Below are 16260 nucleotides of genomic sequence, written 5' to 3' on the forward strand. Positions count from 1 at the left end.
CCAACAATCGGCCCTACGCGGATCGATCCTGGCTCGCGAGCGCCAGGATCAGATGAGCGCCTTGGTGTGCCAGACGGTCTTCGTCTCGGTGAAGAAGGTCACGCGCTCCACCGACGGAGCAGGGATGCCCTCCTCCGGTGGCAGTACGCGCTTGAGGGTGTCGGCTGCGGTGATCTGCAGCTCGACCCAGTCGAGGTCCGCGGCGCCCGCGAGGTCGAGCGCATTGACATCCGCGTGACTCGCGAGCCACGGCGCGACCTCCGCGGTCGATCCGGTCAGCACGTTGACGACTCCGCCGGGAACGTCGCTCGTGGCGAGCACCTCGCTCAGGCTGATCGCGCTGAGCGGCAGTTTCTCGCTCGCCAGCACCACGACGGTGTTGCCGCTCACGAGTGCCGGCGCGACCACGCTCGCGAAACCGAGCAGGGAGGAGTCCTGCGGCGCGATGACCGCGACGACTCCGGTCGGCTCCGGGGTGGAGATGTTGAAGTACGGACCGCTGACGGGGTTGCCGTTGCCCGCGACCTGCACGTACTTGTCTGCCCAGCCGGCGTACCAGACCCAGAGATCGATGGCCGCGTCCACCTGGCGGTTCGCTGCCGCGGCCGAGATGCCCTCGGAGGAGACGATCTCGTCCACGAACTGGGCGCGCCGACCCTCGAGCAATTCGGCGATGCGGTACAGCACCTGGCCGCGGTTGTAGCCGGTGGCACCGGACCAGCCGGAGACGGCGGCGCGGGCGGCGACCACGGCATCCCTGGCGTCCTTGCGGCTCGCCTTGGCCGCATTGGCGAGGAAGGCGCCCGACGCTGCGAGCACCTCGTAGCTGCGCCCGGACTCGCTGCGCGGGAACTTTCCGCCGATGTAGAGCTTGTAGGTCTTGGGGATGGCGAGGTGGCTCACTTGGTGGCTCCCTTCTTGATGGACTTGGCATTCTCTGCTCGACCAGCGTCGGACCAGCCAGCGGACTGCAGGTAGGCGGCGAGACCGTGGCGCCCGCCCTCGCGGCCGTAGCCGGACTCCTTGTAACCGCCGAAGGGGCTCGCGGGGTCGAACTTGTTGAAGGTGTTGGCCCACACGACACCGGCGCGCAGCTTGTCTGCCACGGCGAGGATCTTCGATCCCTTGTCGCTCCAGATGCCCGCGGAGAGCCCGTACGGGGTGTTGTTCGCCTTCGCGATCGCCTCGGCCGGGGTGCGAAAGCTCAGCACGGACAGCACCGGTCCGAAGATCTCGTCTCGCGCGATGCGGTGGCTGGTCGAGACGTTCGTGAAGATCGTCGGGGCGAACCAGAATCCCTTGTCGGGGATCGCGCAGTCCGAGGTCCAGCGCTCCGCACCCTCCTGCTCTCCCACGTCGCTCAGCCTGCGGATGCGGTCCAGCTGCTCGCGCGAGTTGATCGCCCCGATGTCGGTGTTCTTGTCGAGCGGGTCGCCGAGCCGCAGGGTGGACAGCCGCTGCTTGAGCCGGTCGACCACCTCATCCTGGATGTTCTCCTGCACGAGCAGACGCGAGCCGGCACAGCAGACATGTCCCTGGTTGAAGAAGATGCCGTTGACGATGCCCTCGATGGCCTGGTCGATGGGCGCGTCGTCGAAGACGATGTTTGCGGCCTTCCCGCCGAGCTCGAGCGTGATCTTCTTGCCGGTGCCCGCGGTCGACTTCGCGATCGCGCGGCCCACGGCGGTCGAGCCGGTGAAGGCGACCTTGTTGACGTCTGGGTGGTTGACGAGCAGCGAGCCGGTCTCTCCTGCCCCCGTGACGATGTTGACGACGCCCGCGGGCAGTTCGGCCTGCTGCAGGATCTCGGCGAACAGGAGGGCCGTGAGCGAGGTCGTCTCCGCGGGCTTCAGTACGACGGTGTTGCCCGCGGCGAGCGCCGGGGCGATCTTCCACGCGAGCATGAGCAGCGGGAAGTTCCACGGGATGACCTGCGCGGCCACTCCGAGCGCGTGCGGGTTCGGCCCGAGGCCGGCGTAGTCGAGCTTGTCGGCCCAGCCCGCGTAGTAGAAGAACCAGGCCGCGACGAGCGGAACGTCGACATCCCGTGACTCCTTAATCGGCTTGCCGTTGTCGAGGCTCTCGGCGACGGCGAGCTCGCGCGCGCGCTCCTGCACGAGGCGGGCGAGGCGGAACAGGTACTTTCCACGATCGGCACCGGACAGCTTCGACCAGCTGCGCTCGTAGGCGCGACGCGCGGCGGCGACGGCAACATCCACGTCCGTGGCATCCGCGGTGGAGATCTCGGCGATCTTCTCCTCGTTCGCCGGAGAGATGCTCGCGAACGGGGTGCCGTGGCCCGTGACGAACGCTCCGTCGATGAAGAGCCCGTAGCTCTTCTGCAGGTTCAGGATGTCCTTCGACTCCGGAGCCGGGGCATATTCCAGAAATGACATGTGGTTCTCCTAGTCGATCGTCACGTAGTCGGGGCCGCTGTAGTGGCCGGTCCGGAGCTTCTGGCGTTGCAGCAGCACGTCGTTGAGCAGGCTGGATGCGCCGAAGCGGAACAGGTGCGGGTCGAGCCAGTCCTCACCGGCGGTCTCGGCGACGGTGACGAGATAGCGGATCGCGTCCTTCGAACTGCGGATGCCGCCGGCCGGCTTCACGCCGATCTTCTCCCCTGTGAGCCGGTACCAGTCGTTGACGACCTGCAGCATGAGTAGGGTCACCGGAAGCGTCGCGGCCGGAGACACCTTGCCCGTCGAGGTCTTGATGAAGTCGCCGCCCGCGAGAATCGCGAGCCACGACGCCCTGCGCACGTTGTCGTAAGTGGTGAGCTCCCCCGTCTCGAGAATCACCTTGAGGTGGGCATAGCTGCCGTCCTCACGACGACAGGCCTCCTTGACCGCGACGATCTGGTCGAAGACCTCGCCATAGCGCCCGGAGAGGAACGCGCCGCGGTCGATGACCATGTCGATCTCGTCTGCGCCGGCGAGCACCGCATCCTGGACGTCCGCGAGCTTCACCCGCACTGACGCGCGCCCGCTGGGAAAGGCCGTGGCGACCGAGGCGATCTGGATGCCGTCCGTAGAGTGCGCCGACCCGAGCGCCTCGAGCGCGTACGGCACCATATCGCCGTAGACGCAGATCGCGGCGACACGCGGCGTCGACGGATCGGACGGGTCCGGCGTCATCGCCTTCGCGGCGAGCGAGCGCACCTTGCCGGGGGTGTCCGCGCCCTCGAGCGTCGTGAGGTCGATGAGCGAGATGATCGTGTCGAGTGCCCACGCCTTCGAGGTGGTCTTGATCGAGCGGGTGGCGAGTGACGCAGCGCGTGCCTCGAGGCCGACGGCATCGACACCGGAGAGCCCCTCCAGGTGCAGCCTGAGGCTCTTCTCCGTGAGATCACCGCCGAGCAGCTGCACGGCGCGCTCGGCGGGCGCCAGCGTGACGGGTTGTGTGAGAGTCATCTGTTCTCCTCCAATAGGGTCTGTGCCGTCGCCTCGTCGGTCACGAGCACGGTGCACAGGCCGCTCGTGACGACCGCGCGTGCAACGTCGTGTTTGCTTTCTCCCGCGACGACGAAGATCGCCGTGTCCGCGCTGCGGAGCTGGTCCAGCCCGAGACCGACGGTGCGCTCGTCGAGCGCCGGGTCCACGGTGTTGCCATTGGCGTCGATGTAGCGGCCGACCACATCGCCGACCGCGCCCTTGCGCACGAGCTCCGCGACATCCGTGGGGGTCAGGTAGCCGCTGTCGACGAGCACGGAGCTCTCGTCCGCGACGCCGGCGCTGTAGAGGTAGGCGGATGCCGTGGTCGCCTGTTCGAGCACTCCCGCAACCGTGCGGTCTGCCTCAATCGCGAGCCTGGTCTCGATCCTCTCCAGGATCGCGGGGCTCGGCAGCAGCACGGCGTGGCCGGAGGCCTTCTCCGCGATCAATGCGGCGGTAGTGGCGGCGGTGCCCGCGCGGCGGTTGAGGCTCACCCCGCCGTTGATCTGCACGACGGTGACCGCCGTCGCCCAGCCGTCGCGCAGCCGGTCTGCAACGTCGCTCAAGGTGCGTCCCCAGCTGATGCCGAGGGTGCGCGGCACGGGGCGCAGCGCTGCCAGGTAATCGGCGGCAGCCTGCGCGACCTGGCCAGGCAGTTCCTTGGCCATCCCGTCGGTTGCCGCGGGAATGACCACCGCGTCCTTCAGCCCGAAACGCTCCCGCAGCTCGCGCTCGACGCCGAGGCGCCTCGCGCGCGGGTGCACGATCTCGATGCGGACGATGCCCTCGTCCCGCGCCTGGTTGAGCAGGCGACCGACCTTCCACCGGGTGATGCCGAGAAGTGCACCGATCTCGTCCTGGGTCTTATGGTCGTCGTAATAGAGCTCCGCGACGCGCACGATCTGCAGTCCGTGGTCGGTCATCCTGGCACCCCCTCTCGATTCAAGGCTAGGCGCGTTCGCGGACAATTCCAACATCCGTTGAGCATGATGCTCAAACGAGCAGAGCACAAGCGTGACGGTGCTCAGCCGAGCAGCTCAGCGGCGAGTGGCGAACTCGTCGCGGTATTCCGTCCAGGTCTCGATGTGGTCGTTGTCCCAGTTCTCCCAGTCCACCGGATGCCCGCGCAGCAGCTCCTCGAGCTGGTCGAGGCTGATCATCCAGTTGGCCCGCACTCGCGGGAGGAACGCCGAGTCGAGCTCGACCGCCACCGTGAGGGTGAGCCTCGTCGAGCTGCCCCTGCTGCCCCCGCGCATCTCCTCGAGTGCAAAGACGATCTGACCACGGTTGTCCGTGTCGATGACGAGCAGCTCGCCTTCGACCAGGGTCTGGATCGTGCCGGAGGTGGGCGGCTGGTCGGTGCTGTAGAGCCAGACCAGGTCGTAGCGCCCGCCCTCGACGGGCTCGATGCCGGCCTCGGCGAGCCAGCCGGAGACGAGCTCGGCGTCGACGAGCGCGTCCCACACGATCGCGGGAGAAAGCTCGATCTGGCGCTCGAAAGCCAGTTCCATTGCGGGCACGCTGCAACTGTACGCCGCGGAACTGACCGAGGGCAGTAAGCCCGTAGGCTTGGGACCATGACCAGCAGAACCCTCGCGCTTGCCGTCGATCTGGGTGGGACGAAAGTCGAGGCTGCAGTCGTGGACGACAGCGGCCTCGTGCTCCCGGAGACCCGCTTCCGCGCACCGACCGGCCCGGGCCGAAGCTCCGAGGAACTCGCCGAGAATGTCACCCTCGTCGTCGACCAGGCGATGTCGGCGCTCCCGGCTGGGTTGCACCTCGGCGGCGTCGGCATCGGCTCCGCAGGACCCCTCATCGAAGCCGACGGCCTGGTCTCCCCGCTCAACCTTCCGGTCTGGCGCGATTTTCCGCTTCGTGAACTCGTGGCATCCCGAGTGGATGTGCCGGTGCAGTTACGCATGGACGGCCTCTGCATCACCCTGGCGGAACATTGGATCGGTGCAGCGAGCGGCTACGACAACGTCATGGGCATGATCGTCTCCACCGGAATCGGGGGCGGGCTCATCCTGCAGGGCAACACGGTCTCTGGCCCGACCGGCAATGCGGGCCACATCGGCCACGTCGAGGTCGCGGGGTTCGACGACCCGTGCTCGTGCGGCGGTATCGGATGCGTCGAGGCCATCGCCTCCGGCCCCATGACGGTCGCCTGGGCCAGACGACAGGGCTGGTCCGGGTCGAGCGGCGAAGAACTCGGCGCGAGCTATGCCGCGGGCGATCCGATCGCCGCGGCCGCCATCGAGCGTTCGGGACGCGCAATCGGCCAGGCAATCGCCTCGGCCACCGCCCTCGTCGACCTCGAGATCGTGGCGATCGGAGGAGGGTTCTCTCATGTGACCCCGGCGTTGTTCGACCACATCCGCTCTGCGATCGCGCCGCGGAAGCAGTTCGGCTTCGTCACCAAGGTGAAGGTGGTGCCCAGTGGGCTGTCGAGCGACGGCCCACTCATCGGCGCCGCTGCGCTCATCCACCGCTCAGAAGTGCTCGCCTGAGGCTGCTTTCGCGCTCAGTTCTTTGAGCGATACGGCCTGTGCCACTCGTCTTCGATCATGCGCGAGCCCGACAGCACGATTCCCGCCACGATCGGAGCGAGTGCCACGAGCACGAGGAACGCGAGCGGCCAGAACCATCCGCCACTCAGATCGTGCAGCACTCCGAACAGCAACGGCCCCGCAGAGGCGATCGTGTACCCGACTCCCTGCGCAAAACCGCTCAGCGCCACCGAGCCCTCGTGAGTGCGTGTCCTGGCGTTGATGAGCACGAGGGCGAGCGGGAAGAGGAGGCCGCCGAGACCGGCCAGGCACACCCACAGCCAGGTTGCCACCGAGGGCACGAGCAGCAGGCCGAGATCTCCGAGCAGAAGCAGCACGACGGCACCGAAGATGAGGCCGCTGACGTTGCGCATCCGTGCGGCGAGCACCGGCACGAGCATCGAGGTCGGCAGGCCCATGGCGGCGTAGAGGCCGAGCAGCGCGCCAGCCTGGGCCTGGTCGCTTCCGGCGATGTCGTGGAGCATGTCCGGCATCCAGGCGAAGAAGGTGTACACGTTCACCGAGGAGACGCAGAACACCACCATGACAGCCCAGGCGACGGGAGTGCGCCATACGCGGCCGAGCGCGGCTGCCGTGGCGGTCTCGATCTCTTCCGTCGTCGGCTGCGCCGGCTCGGTCTTGTCCAACCGCGCGCGCACCAACAGGGTGCACCACGGCACGATCGCGACAATCGTCGTCACCGCCCACATCCCGAGCGAGACCCGCCACCCGGCGCTGTCGGCGACCGGCACGGCAATGAATGGCGGGATGAAGGTGCTCACCGAGATGACCGTGGCGTAGAGGGAGGTAACGAGGCCGACGCGGTCGGGAAAGTAGCGCTTCACGAGCGGTGGCAGCAGCACGTTCCCCACGCTCATGCCCGCAAAGGTGACGACCGAGCCCACCACGAGCATCGTGAACGACGTCGAGGTCGCGCGCAGCAGGTGGCCGACGAGGACGCCGACGAGAGCGAGCGTGGTGATGAGCTCGAGGCTCGCACGCCGCGTCGCGAGCGGAGTGAGGATGCCGAACAGTGCGAAGCAGACGGGAGGAAGCATGCCGAGAAGGCCGAGCCCGACCGCACTGAGCGGGATCTCTGTGCCGATCTCACTCACGATGGGTGAGATCGCGGCGACCGCCGTGCGCAGGTTCAGTGCCACCAGGATGATGCCGAGAAGTGCGACCGTCCTGCCCGCCCAGAGCGGGAGCCGGCGAGACTCAGGCGTCGCGATGAGGCACCCCCAGGATGTCGCGCACTCGCGCGACATCGCTCTCGATACCCGCGATCAGCGCGGGAATGCCGTCGAACTTCTCCATGCCCCTGATGTGGTCGACGAACGAGACGGTCACCGTCTTGTCGTAGAGGTCGATGTCACGGTCGAGCACGTAGGCCTCGACCTGACGCTCCGGCACGCCATCGAATGTGGGGTTGTTGCCCACGGAGATCGCCGCGGGGTAGCTCTCGCCATCGACCCCGAGCCAGCCAGCATAGACACCGTCAGCGGGAATCAGGCCCTCGGGCCCGGGGCGCAGATTAGCCGTCGGGAAGCCGAGGGCACGCCCGCGCTGTTCGCCGCGGACCACAACAGATCGCAGGGTCGGCAGCGCCCCCATCACTTCGCTCGCCTCCCTGACGTTGCCCGCGGCGAGCGCCTCGCGAATCCACGTCGACGAGGCACGGCGACCCTCCCTGGCGCGCACGTCATCCACGAGCCGCACCTCGAAGCCGTGCTCGCGCCCCGCGGCCTCGAGGGTCTGCACGGTACCGAGTCCACGCGATCCGTAGGTGAAATCACTGCCGACGAAGACGATCCTCGCGTGGAGCGCGTCCACGAGCACCTGTTTCGCGAACTCGTCCGCTGACTGCTGGCTGCGTGCCCGATTGAACTCGAGCATGAGAGTGGTGTCCACGCCGGTCTCGGCGAGTCGCTCGATCTTCTGCTCATTGCTGACGAGCGCGGGTGGGCAGCGCTCCGGATTCAGCAGGGCGAGCGGGTGCCGGTCGAAGGTGACGATCGTCGTCACGAGTCCCAGGGGCGTCGCCATCGCCAGCAGTTCGCCGATGACCGCACGGTGGCCGGAATGCACGCCATCGAACTTGCCGATCGTGACGGCGCTGGGACCATAGCCCTCGGGGATCTGGTCAACTGAGGTATAGAACTGCACGTCTCAGGCCTGCACGGATGTGACGGCAGGGCGGTGTCGCGAGAGCCAGAGCATTCCGAGCACGGGCAGCACGAGCGGAATCAGGACATACCCGAGCCCGTAGACGGACCACACGGTGGACTGCTTGCCGAAGGGATCTGCGCCGGACAGGCCGAGCACATCCGGCACGAAGACGCTGATGCTGCCGATCACGAGCACGCCGAGCAGCTCGAAGCTGATCGTGGCCCAGGCGACCCGGTACCACGCGATCCCCGGTGCGATGAGCGCGATCGTCGCGACGATGTAGACGATCGCTGACAGTGCGGAGAGCGAGTATGCGAGCGGTGCCTCGTCGAAGCGCTCGATGATCTGAACGACGGAGCGACCCGTGGCCGCCAGGGCCAGGATTGCGTAGACGACAACGAGGACGCGACCGACACCGGTGGCGCGGGAATTGCCGGTATTGCTGGATTTGTTAGGCATCACGCTCAAGATTAGGCCATCTGAACTGTCCAGATCTGATACATGCGGTACACCATGACCGCGATGGAGAGACAGGCGACGCCGAGGATCACCGTGCTCCAGCGATTGCGCTCGATGAGCGCCCAGAACACCGCGGCGGGCGGAAGGATGACCGCCGAGATCTGGTAGACGTAGAACTCGAGAACGCTACCGGTCGGCGGGTTGCCGACCAGGGGTGCGATGATCGCCATCACCAGCTGCACGATCAGAAGCAGTTCGACGAGCAGGGTCGCGCCGAGCGTGTAGTCATTCGGCAGTCGGCCGACCAGTCCCATGACGATGCAGAACACACCGGCGAGCACCGCGACGGCCAATTGCAGCCATGAGAACCACTCGATCACGTATCACCCTCGTCTCTCGGAAAATTCACCAACGGCCTGGCCACTCCATCAGTCAGCACGATAAGCCCTGCCAGTCTCCCATCCGGTTCGACCGCGGCGATCGGGCCACGCGCGGCGGCGAGTTGTGGGTCCGCGATGGCGAGTCGCTTGCCGTGGCCGAAGTCCGTTGCCTCCTGTGCGCTGAGGGCGTAGCTCGGGAACAGGCGGGCGGCGGCGAGGGCGGGGTCGAGGAGCACCGAGGCGACGTCCATCGTCGCGATCTCCGCGGCATCCGTCACAGCGAATGGACCGATACGGGTGCGGCGAAGCGCAGTCAGGTGCCCGCCGACACCGAGCGCTGCACCGAGATCGCGGGCGAGCGCGCGGATATAGGTGCCCGAGGAGCACTCGACGCGCACGTCCAGGTCGAGGAAGCCCGCTTCGCTGCGGGAGTCGAGCAGCTCGAATGCCGACACCGTCACGGCCCTCGCCGCGAGCTCGACCTCCTGCCCTTCCCGGGCGAGCGTGTACGCGCGCTTGCCGTCGACCTTGATGGCGCTGACACTGCTCGGCACCTGGCTGATCTCGCCGCTGAGGTGGGCGATGCCGTCTGCGATGGCCTCCGGCGTGATTGCGGCGACGGCGTCCGCGGGTGCGCGGTTCAGTTCGGTGCCCTCCGCGTCATCCGTGTTGGTGGAGGCCCCGAGCCGGATCGTGGCGAAATACTCCTTGTCGAGCCCGACCAGGTGGGTGAGCAGCCTCGTCGCACTGTTGACGCCCAGCACGAGCAGGCCCGTCGCCATCGGATCGAGGGTGCCGGCGTGGCCCACCTTTCTCGTACCGGCCAGGCGCCTCGTGCGGGCGACGACGTCGTGACTCGTGATGCCCTGCGGCTTGTCGACGAGCAGGATGCCGCTGCGCCGCCCTGTCACGCCGGCGGCTGCCGTCACGCCCGGGCCTCGTGCTCGCTCGTCTCTCGCTCTGCAGCCTCTCGCTCCCGCTGGCGCTGCGCCATCTCGCGCAGCAGCGCAAGCTTCTCGGGGAACGCCGCGGCCAGCAGCTCGCGAACCGCCGGGTTCGTGTCGTAGTCGTCTGTCATCCTGAGGCCCACCATGGTGTTGACCATCATGCCGCCCGCGAGGAAGCCCTGCACCTCGCCGGGATCGAATCCGGCCTCATCGCGCAGGAAGGCATAGACGTCCATGAAACCGCAGCGCGCCGCCTCCCCCACGACCGGGTCGCTGCCGAGGACGAAGCCGTGCATGAGCGACAGCAAGAGCCCCGGTTCGCTGACGAGATTGACGTAGGCGAGGCCGAAGCGGCGGGCGAGCGGCACATCCGACTCCTCGGCCAATTCTGCCCGGAAGGTGTCCAGCAGCCGGCCAAGGGCTCGACCGAGCACCTCGACGAAGAGCTTCTCCTTCGTGCCGAACATGCGCACGACGTAGGGCTGGCTCACACCGGCGGCCTTCGCCACCTGGCTCGTCGTGGCACCGACATAGCCGTAGTCACCGAACACCCTCGTGGCCGCAGCGAGAATGAGTTCTCGCCGATCTTCCGCGCGCATCCGGGTTTTCTCGTTCACGCTTGACAGGTTATCAGTCAATAACTAATGTTGCGTTGGTAATCGTCCGATTACTTATTTCGATTCTCGAAAGACTCCCATGACCGACGCATCCATACCCCCGAATTCCAGCAGTTCCGGCGGCAGCCTCCGCCACCACCTGCCCATCTGGCTCACGATCCTCGCGGCCTCCCTGCCGATGTTCATGGCGAGCCTCGACAACCTCGTCATGACCAACGCGCTCCCCGTCATCCACGAAGACATGGGTGCGTCGGTCGAGCAGCTGCAGTGGTTCGTCAACGCGTACACGCTGAGCTTCGCCACCTTCATCCTCATGGCCGTCGCACTCGGCGACCGCTTCGGACGGCGCACGGTTTTTGCCGCCGGCATCCTCGTCTTCACCGTCGCCTCCGCCTTCGCGGGCCTCAGCACGACCCCTGGCCAGCTCATCGCGGCCCGGGCAGTGCAGGGCATCGGCGGGGCCGCGCTCATGCCGCTCTCGCTCACCCTGATCGCGGGCTCCGTGCCGACGAGACTGCGGGCGCTGGCCATCGGCATCTGGGGCGGCGTCGCCGGCCTCGGTGTTGCCGTCGGTCCGCTCATCGGCGGTGCCGTGGTCGAGGGTTGGAACTGGCAGGCGATCTTCTGGATCAACGTGCCGGTCGGCATCCTCTCGATCCCCCTCGTATTGATCGCCCTCCCCAACAGCTTTGGAGCCAAGGTGCGCGCGGATCTCGTCGGCCTGCTCCTCGTCGGACTCGGCGTGCTCGCGGTCGTGTTCGGCATCGTGCGGGGAAACCCCGCGGGCTGGGACAGCCTCGAGGTGCTCGCCTCGCTCATCGGCGGCACCGTGCTGCTCATCGCCTTCGTGCTCTGGGAGTGGCGCTCCCCCGCGCCGCTGCTTCCGCTCACCCTGTTCCGCGACCGCAGCTTCTCCGTGGCCAACCTGGTCGGTGTCGGCTTCAGCTTCGGGATGTTCGGGGCCGTGTTCATCCTCATCCAGTTCCTGCAGATCGTGCAGGGCGCTTCGCCCCTCGACGCAGCCGTGCAGACCATGCCGTGGACGCTCGCGCCGATGGTCGTCGCCCCGCTCGCCGGAATCGTCTCCGGTCGCGTCGGAACGCGCGCGCTCATCGTCACCGGCCTCTCCCTCGAGGCGATCGCGCTGTTCTGGCTCGCCGGAACGATGAGCGCGACGCTTCCCTACGCGCAGATGGTTGCGCCGTTCCTCATCGCCGGCGTCGGAATGGGACTCGTCTTCGCCCCGTCGTCCACGGCCGTGCTCGCGACCATGCGCGCGGAGGACCACGCGAAGGCCAGCGGCACGAACTCGACACTGCGCGAGATCGGGGTCGCACTCGGCATCGCGGTGCTCACCGCCGTCTTCACCGGGGCGGGCGGCCAGCTCACCCCCACCGCGTACGTCAGTGCCGCCATCCCGGCCGTGCTGGTGGGGGCGTTCGTGCTCGCGGCGACCGCGATCGTCGCGCTGTCCCTGCCCGCGGGTCGCGCCGCCAACCATGATGGGCCGACTGTGGCGGCGCAGGCAGAGCGGGAAACCGTCTCAGCATAGGATTCGAGCATGAGAGTGGCGATCGTCGGTGCCGGCGCTGTCGGCGGGACGATCGCCGCCCTGCTCTCGCGTGGCGGACACGAGGTCACGGTGACCGCACGGGGAACCCAGCTGCGCACGATCCTCGACAACGGGATCGAGCTCGCGGGAGCCTGGGGGAACTTCACCGCTCGGGTGGCCGCCAGCGACATCCTGACCCGCACTCCCGAACTCGCCTTCGTCACGACCAAGGCGCAGGACGCGGAAGCGGCACTTCGCCAGAATTCCGAATTCCTCTACGGCATTCCCGTCGTCATCGTTCAGAACGGCCTCGATGCACTCACGGTCGCGCGGCGTGTGCTGCCGGGCGCAGACGTCGTCGGCGCACTCGCCCTCTATGCCGCGTCCTATCTGTCCCCCGGCAAGGTTTCGGTGACCACGGACGGAGTCACCTGCATCGGTGGCTCGGTCTCCGGCGCCCTCTACGTGTCCCGAGTGCTCGGCGCGGTGATGCCCGTCACCATCACGGACAACTTCGAGGGGGCGCAGTGGACAAAGCTCGCGGTGAACCACATCAACGCGCTCCCCGCCATCACGGGACTCAGTGCCCAGGATGTCATCGCCGATCGCAGGCTCAGACGGATCATGACCGAGAGCATGCGAGAGGCCGTGCGAGTGGGGCTCGCCCTCGGCATCGAGTTCGAGAGGGTGCAGGGGCTGAGCGCCACGCTGCTGAAACTGCTCGTGCGGCTGCCCGTCTATGTCGGGCAGCTCATCCCGCTCGCGATGAAGGCCAGGATGGGCGCGACGCCCAATCCGGGGTCGACGCTGCAGAGCATCCGTCGGGGCCAGGCGACCGAGATCGACTATCTCAACGGTGCGGTCGTCGCGGCAGCAGAGCGGGTCGCAATCGCCACCCCGGTCGAACGGGAACTCGTCGCGATGGTGCACGAGGTCGAGCGCACGGGCATCTTCCTCACGCCAGCCCAGGTTGCCGACCGCCTCGGCTGACTCCGCCCTGCCCTTCGGAAATTCAGGACTCTGGCACGGATATCGGCCGATCCGAGGCTCTGTGTCCGCATCGAACGGCCATTGTCCTGAATTTCCGAAAGATGGTCAGCAGCTGTCGGCGAAGATGCGACGCGGATGCTCCGGGTCGCTGTTGTCGATGATCGCCACCGCCGCGCCGCGCGGATTCGCCTCATCGATGTAGAGCTCGTCGGCGGCGAGATCGCGCCGCAGCTCCTCGCCCGGCTCGACCGCCGGCGCTTCGCGCGACGGCGTCTCGAGCCACACCGAGTAGTTCCAGAACCCGGCGAGCGCTGAGCGATTCAGGAAGGCGCCGTCGACGATGAGCAGCGCGTCCGGGCTCGCGGTGGTCCACTTCGACTGGAACGGCGCGTCGCGCTTCTCGTCGAAGGCGGCGAGCACGAATCCGGTGCCACTCGTCGCGCGGAACGGGTCGAGGAGCACCCGCTGCAGCAGGGAGTAGTCGTAGCCGTCTTCGTAGCGGGCTGCCGGGGAGAGTCGTCCGCCCCGTTCGCGGATGCTGCGGGGTGCGTGGAAGTCGTCGATCGAGGCGCGGAAGGCCTCGTGGCCAAGTGTGCGCACGGTGGCGGCCAGGTCATCCGCGAACTGCCGCGTGCCCGCCATGGTGCCGCCGTCGATGGCGATGACCGCCCGCCCCCGACCGTAGTTGTGCAGGATCTCCTTCGCCAACGCCTCGATCTGGTCTTTCTTCAGCGGTGCCCATCTAGCCATGACTCCAGCCTATTCCGGTGGCCGCCGCGGTGCCGGGCCACGGCAGCCGTACTCGTGTGGCGGGAGATACCAACTCGCAGCGGGATGTATGACTCCCGCCACGAGCACGGTTCTCCCGCCGCAAGGGATGAACCTAGAGTTGAGCCGTGAGCATCGTCCCCGCCGTGAGCGAGTGGTTCCGGCGAGAAGCACGGGACCTCCCATGGCGACGGCCCGGATTCGGCGCCTGGGGCATCCTGGTCAGCGAGGTGATGCTGCAGCAGACGCCGGTCGTGCGCGTCATCCCGCGCCTTACGGAATGGCTCGAGCGCTGGCCGACGCCGGCAGATCTCGCAGCGGTCCCCTCCGGCGAGGCCGTGCGCGCGTGGCACAGGCTCGGCTACCCGCGGAGGGCGCTGAACCTGCACGCGGCGGCGGTCACGATCACCGAGCGGCACGGCGGAGTCGTGCCGCGCTCGCTGGACGAGCTGCTCGCGCTTCCGGGCATCGGTGACTACACGGCAAGGGCCGTTGCCGTCTTTGCGTACGGCGAGCGGCATCCGGTGGTCGACACCAACGTGCGCCGGGTCATCGGGCGCGCCATCGACGGGCAGGGCGAAGCCGGCCCGCCGTCGACCAGACGGGACCTCGCGGCGATGGAGGCCATCCTGCCGCTCGACAATGCGGATGCCCGGCTCGCAGGCGCCGCGATCATGGAGTTGGGCGCACTGGTCTGCACCGCTCGCGCGCCGAGGTGCGACGACTGCCCGATCGCAGCACAATGCGCCTGGCGGCTGGACGGCTACCCGCCCTATCTCGGGCCCCGCGCGGCGGTGCAGAAGAAGTTCGAGGGATCCGATCGCCAGGTGCGCGGGCTCATCGTCGCCGAGCTGCGCGCATCCGACATCCCCGTGACGGTCGAGGAGATCGACGCGGTGTGGTCGGATGCCGCGCAACGCGAGCGAGCACTGGCCGGCCTGCTGCGCGACGGCCTCGTCACGCGCGTGGACGGCGGATACTCGCTGCCGTAATCTGTTTACTTGCCGATTTGGAAAGTACTTGCCATACTGGTTATCAACACGCTCGCACCAGCACGGGGAGGCATCCATGACGAACGACAGCACGGCGCACAACGACGGCCAGGACTTTCCGGATCAGCTTCGGGCTGCGGCCATCGGCGGCGGTCACGGCTCCGACATCTCACGGTCCGCGCGTCGCCTCAGCGGCCTCTTCGCGGCCGTCATCGGTGCGTCCGTCGCACTCTTCCTGCTCGCGGTGGTCTACGTCTACCCGACCCATATCCTTTGGCTTGTCATCGCCGTGACCGCGCTCTACGGCGTCGGGATCGTCGGCGCCTGCCTCTGGTACCCGCGCGTGAGGCGCGCGTCGAACCGTGGCTGGAGTCGGCGATACGGCGTCGGTTTCGCCCTGACCATCGCGCTGTATGCCATCGGGGTCGCACTGACCGTCTCGACAGACTGGCGCACCGCGTGGTTCTGGGTGCCGTACGCGATCCTCACCGCCGCGCCGGTCACCGTCGCCGGGCTCCTGCGGGGTGAGGAACGGTGAGCATCGACGCGACGCATCCGCGGCACGAGATCGACGAACACCTCAACTCGCCCGTTCGGCTGAGCATCATCGCTACCCTCGCGAAGGTCGAGGATGCGGAGTTCAAGGTCGTGCGCGACGCCATCGAGCTCAGCGACTCGGTCCTCAGCAAACAGGTGTCGCTGCTCGAATCCGTCGGCTACGTCGCCGTGCGCAAGGGATACGTGGGCAAGCGCCCACGTACCTGGCTCAGCGCGACAGACCTCGGCCGTCAGGCCCTCGCCAGGCACGTGGCGGCCCTGCGCGCGATCACCGCCTACCAGTTCCGTGAGAACGGTAAAGAAGGATGAAATGCGACACGCCGTGAAAATCGGCCGGATAACACGGCGTGTCCCCGAATCTCCGACGTTAGCGAGTCTCGGCTGGCGTCAGTCTTCGTCTGCGATGACCCGCGGCTTGACGTAGGGATCTTCCTCGCCTGCGTACTGCGCGGACTTCTTGAGGCTCTCGACCTCGGCGTCTCGGGTGCGGGCCTCCGCGAGCAGCGTCTCGATGAGCGCGGCGTTCTCGGGCACGGCATCCGCGATGAATTCGAGCGACGGGGTGAGCCTCGCCGTGATGTTCTTGCCGACCTCGCTGCGCAGCATCCCCGTCGCCGACTTGAGTGCCGCCGCGGAATCCGCGCGCTCCTCGTCCGTGCCGTAGACGGTGTAGAAGACGGAGGCGTGCTGCAGGTCGCCTGTCACCCGAACGTCGGTGATGGTGACGAAGCCGAGCCGCGGATCCTTGAGACCGCGTTCGAGCGCCTTGGCCACGATCACCTTGATGCGATCCGCCATTTTGGCGGCGCGTGCTGGATCAGCCATTGCTGTACTCCTGTCCTAATGTG

19 protein-coding genes are annotated in these 16260 nt (G+C 67.5%); 6 read left to right on the plus strand and 13 right to left on the minus strand.

What is annotated here, in order from left to right; translation table 11 throughout:
* Positions 1-48 precede the first annotated feature (48 nt).
* From ABUA28_RS10500 to ABUA28_RS10520, 5 genes are all read right to left on the minus strand, one after another.
* Positions 49-903 (minus strand): aldehyde dehydrogenase family protein, encoded by an 855-nt coding sequence (locus ABUA28_RS10500; RefSeq protein ID WP_349904126.1) that lies wholly within the window; start codon positions 901-903, stop codon positions 49-51.
* The gene (locus ABUA28_RS10505) at positions 900-2396 is read right to left on the minus strand and encodes an aldehyde dehydrogenase family protein (protein WP_349904127.1); all 1497 of its coding nucleotides are present in this window, start codon (positions 2394-2396) and stop codon (positions 900-902) included. The genes ABUA28_RS10500 and ABUA28_RS10505 overlap by 4 nt, the downstream gene beginning before the upstream one ends.
* A gap of 9 nt (positions 2397-2405) precedes the next feature.
* On the minus strand, positions 2406-3410 hold the full coding sequence (deoC, locus tag ABUA28_RS10510) for a deoxyribose-phosphate aldolase (protein WP_349904128.1): 1005 nt from the start codon (positions 3408-3410) through the stop codon (positions 2406-2408).
* Complete coding sequence (locus ABUA28_RS10515; protein WP_349904129.1) at positions 3407-4354, minus strand: sugar-binding transcriptional regulator; 948 nt, start codon at positions 4352-4354, stop codon at positions 3407-3409. Before ABUA28_RS10515 ends, deoC begins: the two co-directional genes overlap by 4 nt.
* A 114-nt stretch (positions 4355-4468) precedes the next feature.
* Positions 4469-4942 (minus strand): SRPBCC domain-containing protein, encoded by a 474-nt coding sequence (locus ABUA28_RS10520; protein WP_349904223.1) that lies wholly within the window; start codon positions 4940-4942, stop codon positions 4469-4471.
* Positions 4943-5008: 66 nt separating this feature from the next.
* Here ABUA28_RS10520 and ABUA28_RS10525 point away from each other — a divergent pair, with 66 nt between their 5' ends.
* Positions 5009-5941 carry an ROK family protein gene (locus ABUA28_RS10525; RefSeq protein ID WP_349904130.1) on the plus strand — a complete coding sequence of 311 codons (933 nt, stop codon included), beginning with the start codon at positions 5009-5011 and terminating at the stop codon, positions 5939-5941.
* A gap of 14 nt (positions 5942-5955) precedes the next feature.
* Here the strand turns inward: ABUA28_RS10525 and ABUA28_RS10530 are convergent, their stop codons facing one another.
* From ABUA28_RS10530 to ABUA28_RS10555, 6 genes are read right to left on the minus strand one after another with little or no spacing between them, the layout of a single operon-like run.
* Positions 5956-7248 (minus strand): MFS transporter, encoded by a 1293-nt coding sequence (locus ABUA28_RS10530; protein ID WP_349904131.1) that lies wholly within the window; start codon positions 7246-7248, stop codon positions 5956-5958.
* Positions 7199-8146, minus strand: a complete 948-nt coding sequence (locus ABUA28_RS10535; protein ID WP_349904132.1) for a bifunctional riboflavin kinase/FAD synthetase — start codon at positions 8144-8146, stop codon at positions 7199-7201. Before ABUA28_RS10535 ends, ABUA28_RS10530 begins: the two co-directional genes overlap by 50 nt.
* A gap of 3 nt (positions 8147-8149) precedes the next feature.
* The gene (locus tag ABUA28_RS10540; protein ID WP_349904133.1) at positions 8150-8608 is read right to left on the minus strand and encodes a hypothetical protein; all 459 of its coding nucleotides are present in this window, start codon (positions 8606-8608) and stop codon (positions 8150-8152) included.
* 11 nt (positions 8609-8619) lie between these two features.
* The gene (locus ABUA28_RS10545; RefSeq protein ID WP_349904134.1) at positions 8620-8988 is read right to left on the minus strand and encodes a hypothetical protein; all 369 of its coding nucleotides are present in this window, start codon (positions 8986-8988) and stop codon (positions 8620-8622) included.
* Positions 8985-9917, minus strand: a complete 933-nt coding sequence (truB, locus tag ABUA28_RS10550; protein WP_349904135.1) for a tRNA pseudouridine(55) synthase TruB — start codon at positions 9915-9917, stop codon at positions 8985-8987. The genes ABUA28_RS10545 and truB overlap by 4 nt, the downstream gene beginning before the upstream one ends.
* Positions 9914-10552 carry a TetR/AcrR family transcriptional regulator gene (locus tag ABUA28_RS10555; protein WP_349904136.1) on the minus strand — a complete coding sequence of 213 codons (639 nt, stop codon included), beginning with the start codon at positions 10550-10552 and terminating at the stop codon, positions 9914-9916. Before ABUA28_RS10555 ends, truB begins: the two co-directional genes overlap by 4 nt.
* Positions 10553-10631: 79 nt before the next feature.
* Here ABUA28_RS10555 and ABUA28_RS10560 point away from each other — a divergent pair, with 79 nt between their 5' ends.
* Positions 10632-12104: a DHA2 family efflux MFS transporter permease subunit gene (locus ABUA28_RS10560; protein WP_349904137.1), complete on the plus strand. Its 1473-nt coding sequence runs from the start codon at positions 10632-10634 to the stop codon at positions 12102-12104.
* 9 nt (positions 12105-12113) lie between these two features.
* A complete protein-coding gene (locus ABUA28_RS10565) occupies positions 12114-13094 on the plus strand; it encodes a ketopantoate reductase family protein (protein ID WP_349904138.1) in 981 nt (326 codons plus the stop codon).
* 105 nt (positions 13095-13199) lie between these two features.
* Here the strand turns inward: ABUA28_RS10565 and ABUA28_RS10570 are convergent, their stop codons facing one another.
* Positions 13200-13844: a nucleoside/nucleotide kinase family protein gene (locus ABUA28_RS10570; RefSeq protein ID WP_349904139.1), complete on the minus strand. Its 645-nt coding sequence runs from the start codon at positions 13842-13844 to the stop codon at positions 13200-13202.
* A gap of 146 nt (positions 13845-13990) precedes the next feature.
* Here ABUA28_RS10570 and ABUA28_RS10575 point away from each other — a divergent pair, with 146 nt between their 5' ends.
* The 3 genes from ABUA28_RS10575 to ABUA28_RS10585 all read left to right on the plus strand — a co-directional run bounded on the left by ABUA28_RS10575 (position 13991) and on the right by ABUA28_RS10585 (position 15721).
* Positions 13991-14854, plus strand: a complete 864-nt coding sequence (locus tag ABUA28_RS10575) for an HhH-GPD family protein (protein WP_349904140.1) — start codon at positions 13991-13993, stop codon at positions 14852-14854.
* A gap of 76 nt (positions 14855-14930) precedes the next feature.
* Positions 14931-15392: a hypothetical protein gene (locus ABUA28_RS10580; protein WP_349904141.1), complete on the plus strand. Its 462-nt coding sequence runs from the start codon at positions 14931-14933 to the stop codon at positions 15390-15392.
* Positions 15389-15721 carry a winged helix-turn-helix domain-containing protein gene (locus ABUA28_RS10585; RefSeq protein WP_407075437.1) on the plus strand — a complete coding sequence of 111 codons (333 nt, stop codon included), beginning with the start codon at positions 15389-15391 and terminating at the stop codon, positions 15719-15721. The genes ABUA28_RS10580 and ABUA28_RS10585 overlap by 4 nt, the downstream gene beginning before the upstream one ends.
* 78 nt (positions 15722-15799) lie before the next feature.
* Here the strand turns inward: ABUA28_RS10585 and rbfA are convergent, their stop codons facing one another.
* Positions 15800-16237, minus strand: a complete 438-nt coding sequence (gene rbfA / locus ABUA28_RS10590) for a 30S ribosome-binding factor RbfA (protein WP_349904142.1) — start codon at positions 16235-16237, stop codon at positions 15800-15802.
* Between the last annotated feature and the right edge of the window lie 23 nt (positions 16238-16260).

Origin of the sequence: Parafrigoribacterium humi (assembly GCF_040227205.1) — a bacterium.
Lineage (GTDB): Bacteria > Actinomycetota > Actinomycetes > Actinomycetales > Microbacteriaceae > Parafrigoribacterium_A > Parafrigoribacterium_A humi.

What these genes read in the sequence shown, in the direction of transcription:
- rbfA (WP_349904142.1), bottom strand. Translation starts at nt 16,237, where the DNA reads ATGGCTGATCCAGCACGCGCCGCCAAAATGGCGGATCGCATCAAGGTG.
- ABUA28_RS10560 (WP_349904137.1), top strand. Translation starts at nt 10,632, where the DNA reads ATGACCGACGCATCCATACCCCCGAATTCCAGCAGTTCCGGCGGCAGC.
- ABUA28_RS10530 (WP_349904131.1), bottom strand. Translation starts at nt 7,248, where the DNA reads ATGTCGCGCGAGTGCGCGACATCCTGGGGGTGCCTCATCGCGACGCCT.
- ABUA28_RS10565 (WP_349904138.1), top strand. Translation starts at nt 12,114, where the DNA reads ATGAGAGTGGCGATCGTCGGTGCCGGCGCTGTCGGCGGGACGATCGCC.
- ABUA28_RS10505 (WP_349904127.1), bottom strand. Translation starts at nt 2,396, where the DNA reads ATGTCATTTCTGGAATATGCCCCGGCTCCGGAGTCGAAGGACATCCTG.
- ABUA28_RS10570 (WP_349904139.1), bottom strand. Translation starts at nt 13,844, where the DNA reads ATGGCTAGATGGGCACCGCTGAAGAAAGACCAGATCGAGGCGTTGGCG.
- ABUA28_RS10540 (WP_349904133.1), bottom strand. Translation starts at nt 8,608, where the DNA reads ATGCCTAACAAATCCAGCAATACCGGCAATTCCCGCGCCACCGGTGTC.
- ABUA28_RS10520 (WP_349904223.1), bottom strand. Translation starts at nt 4,942, where the DNA reads ATGGAACTGGCTTTCGAGCGCCAGATCGAGCTTTCTCCCGCGATCGTG.
- ABUA28_RS10515 (WP_349904129.1), bottom strand. Translation starts at nt 4,354, where the DNA reads ATGACCGACCACGGACTGCAGATCGTGCGCGTCGCGGAGCTCTATTAC.
- deoC (WP_349904128.1), bottom strand. Translation starts at nt 3,410, where the DNA reads ATGACTCTCACACAACCCGTCACGCTGGCGCCCGCCGAGCGCGCCGTG.
- ABUA28_RS10580 (WP_349904141.1), top strand. Translation starts at nt 14,931, where the DNA reads ATGACGAACGACAGCACGGCGCACAACGACGGCCAGGACTTTCCGGAT.
- ABUA28_RS10525 (WP_349904130.1), top strand. Translation starts at nt 5,009, where the DNA reads ATGACCAGCAGAACCCTCGCGCTTGCCGTCGATCTGGGTGGGACGAAA.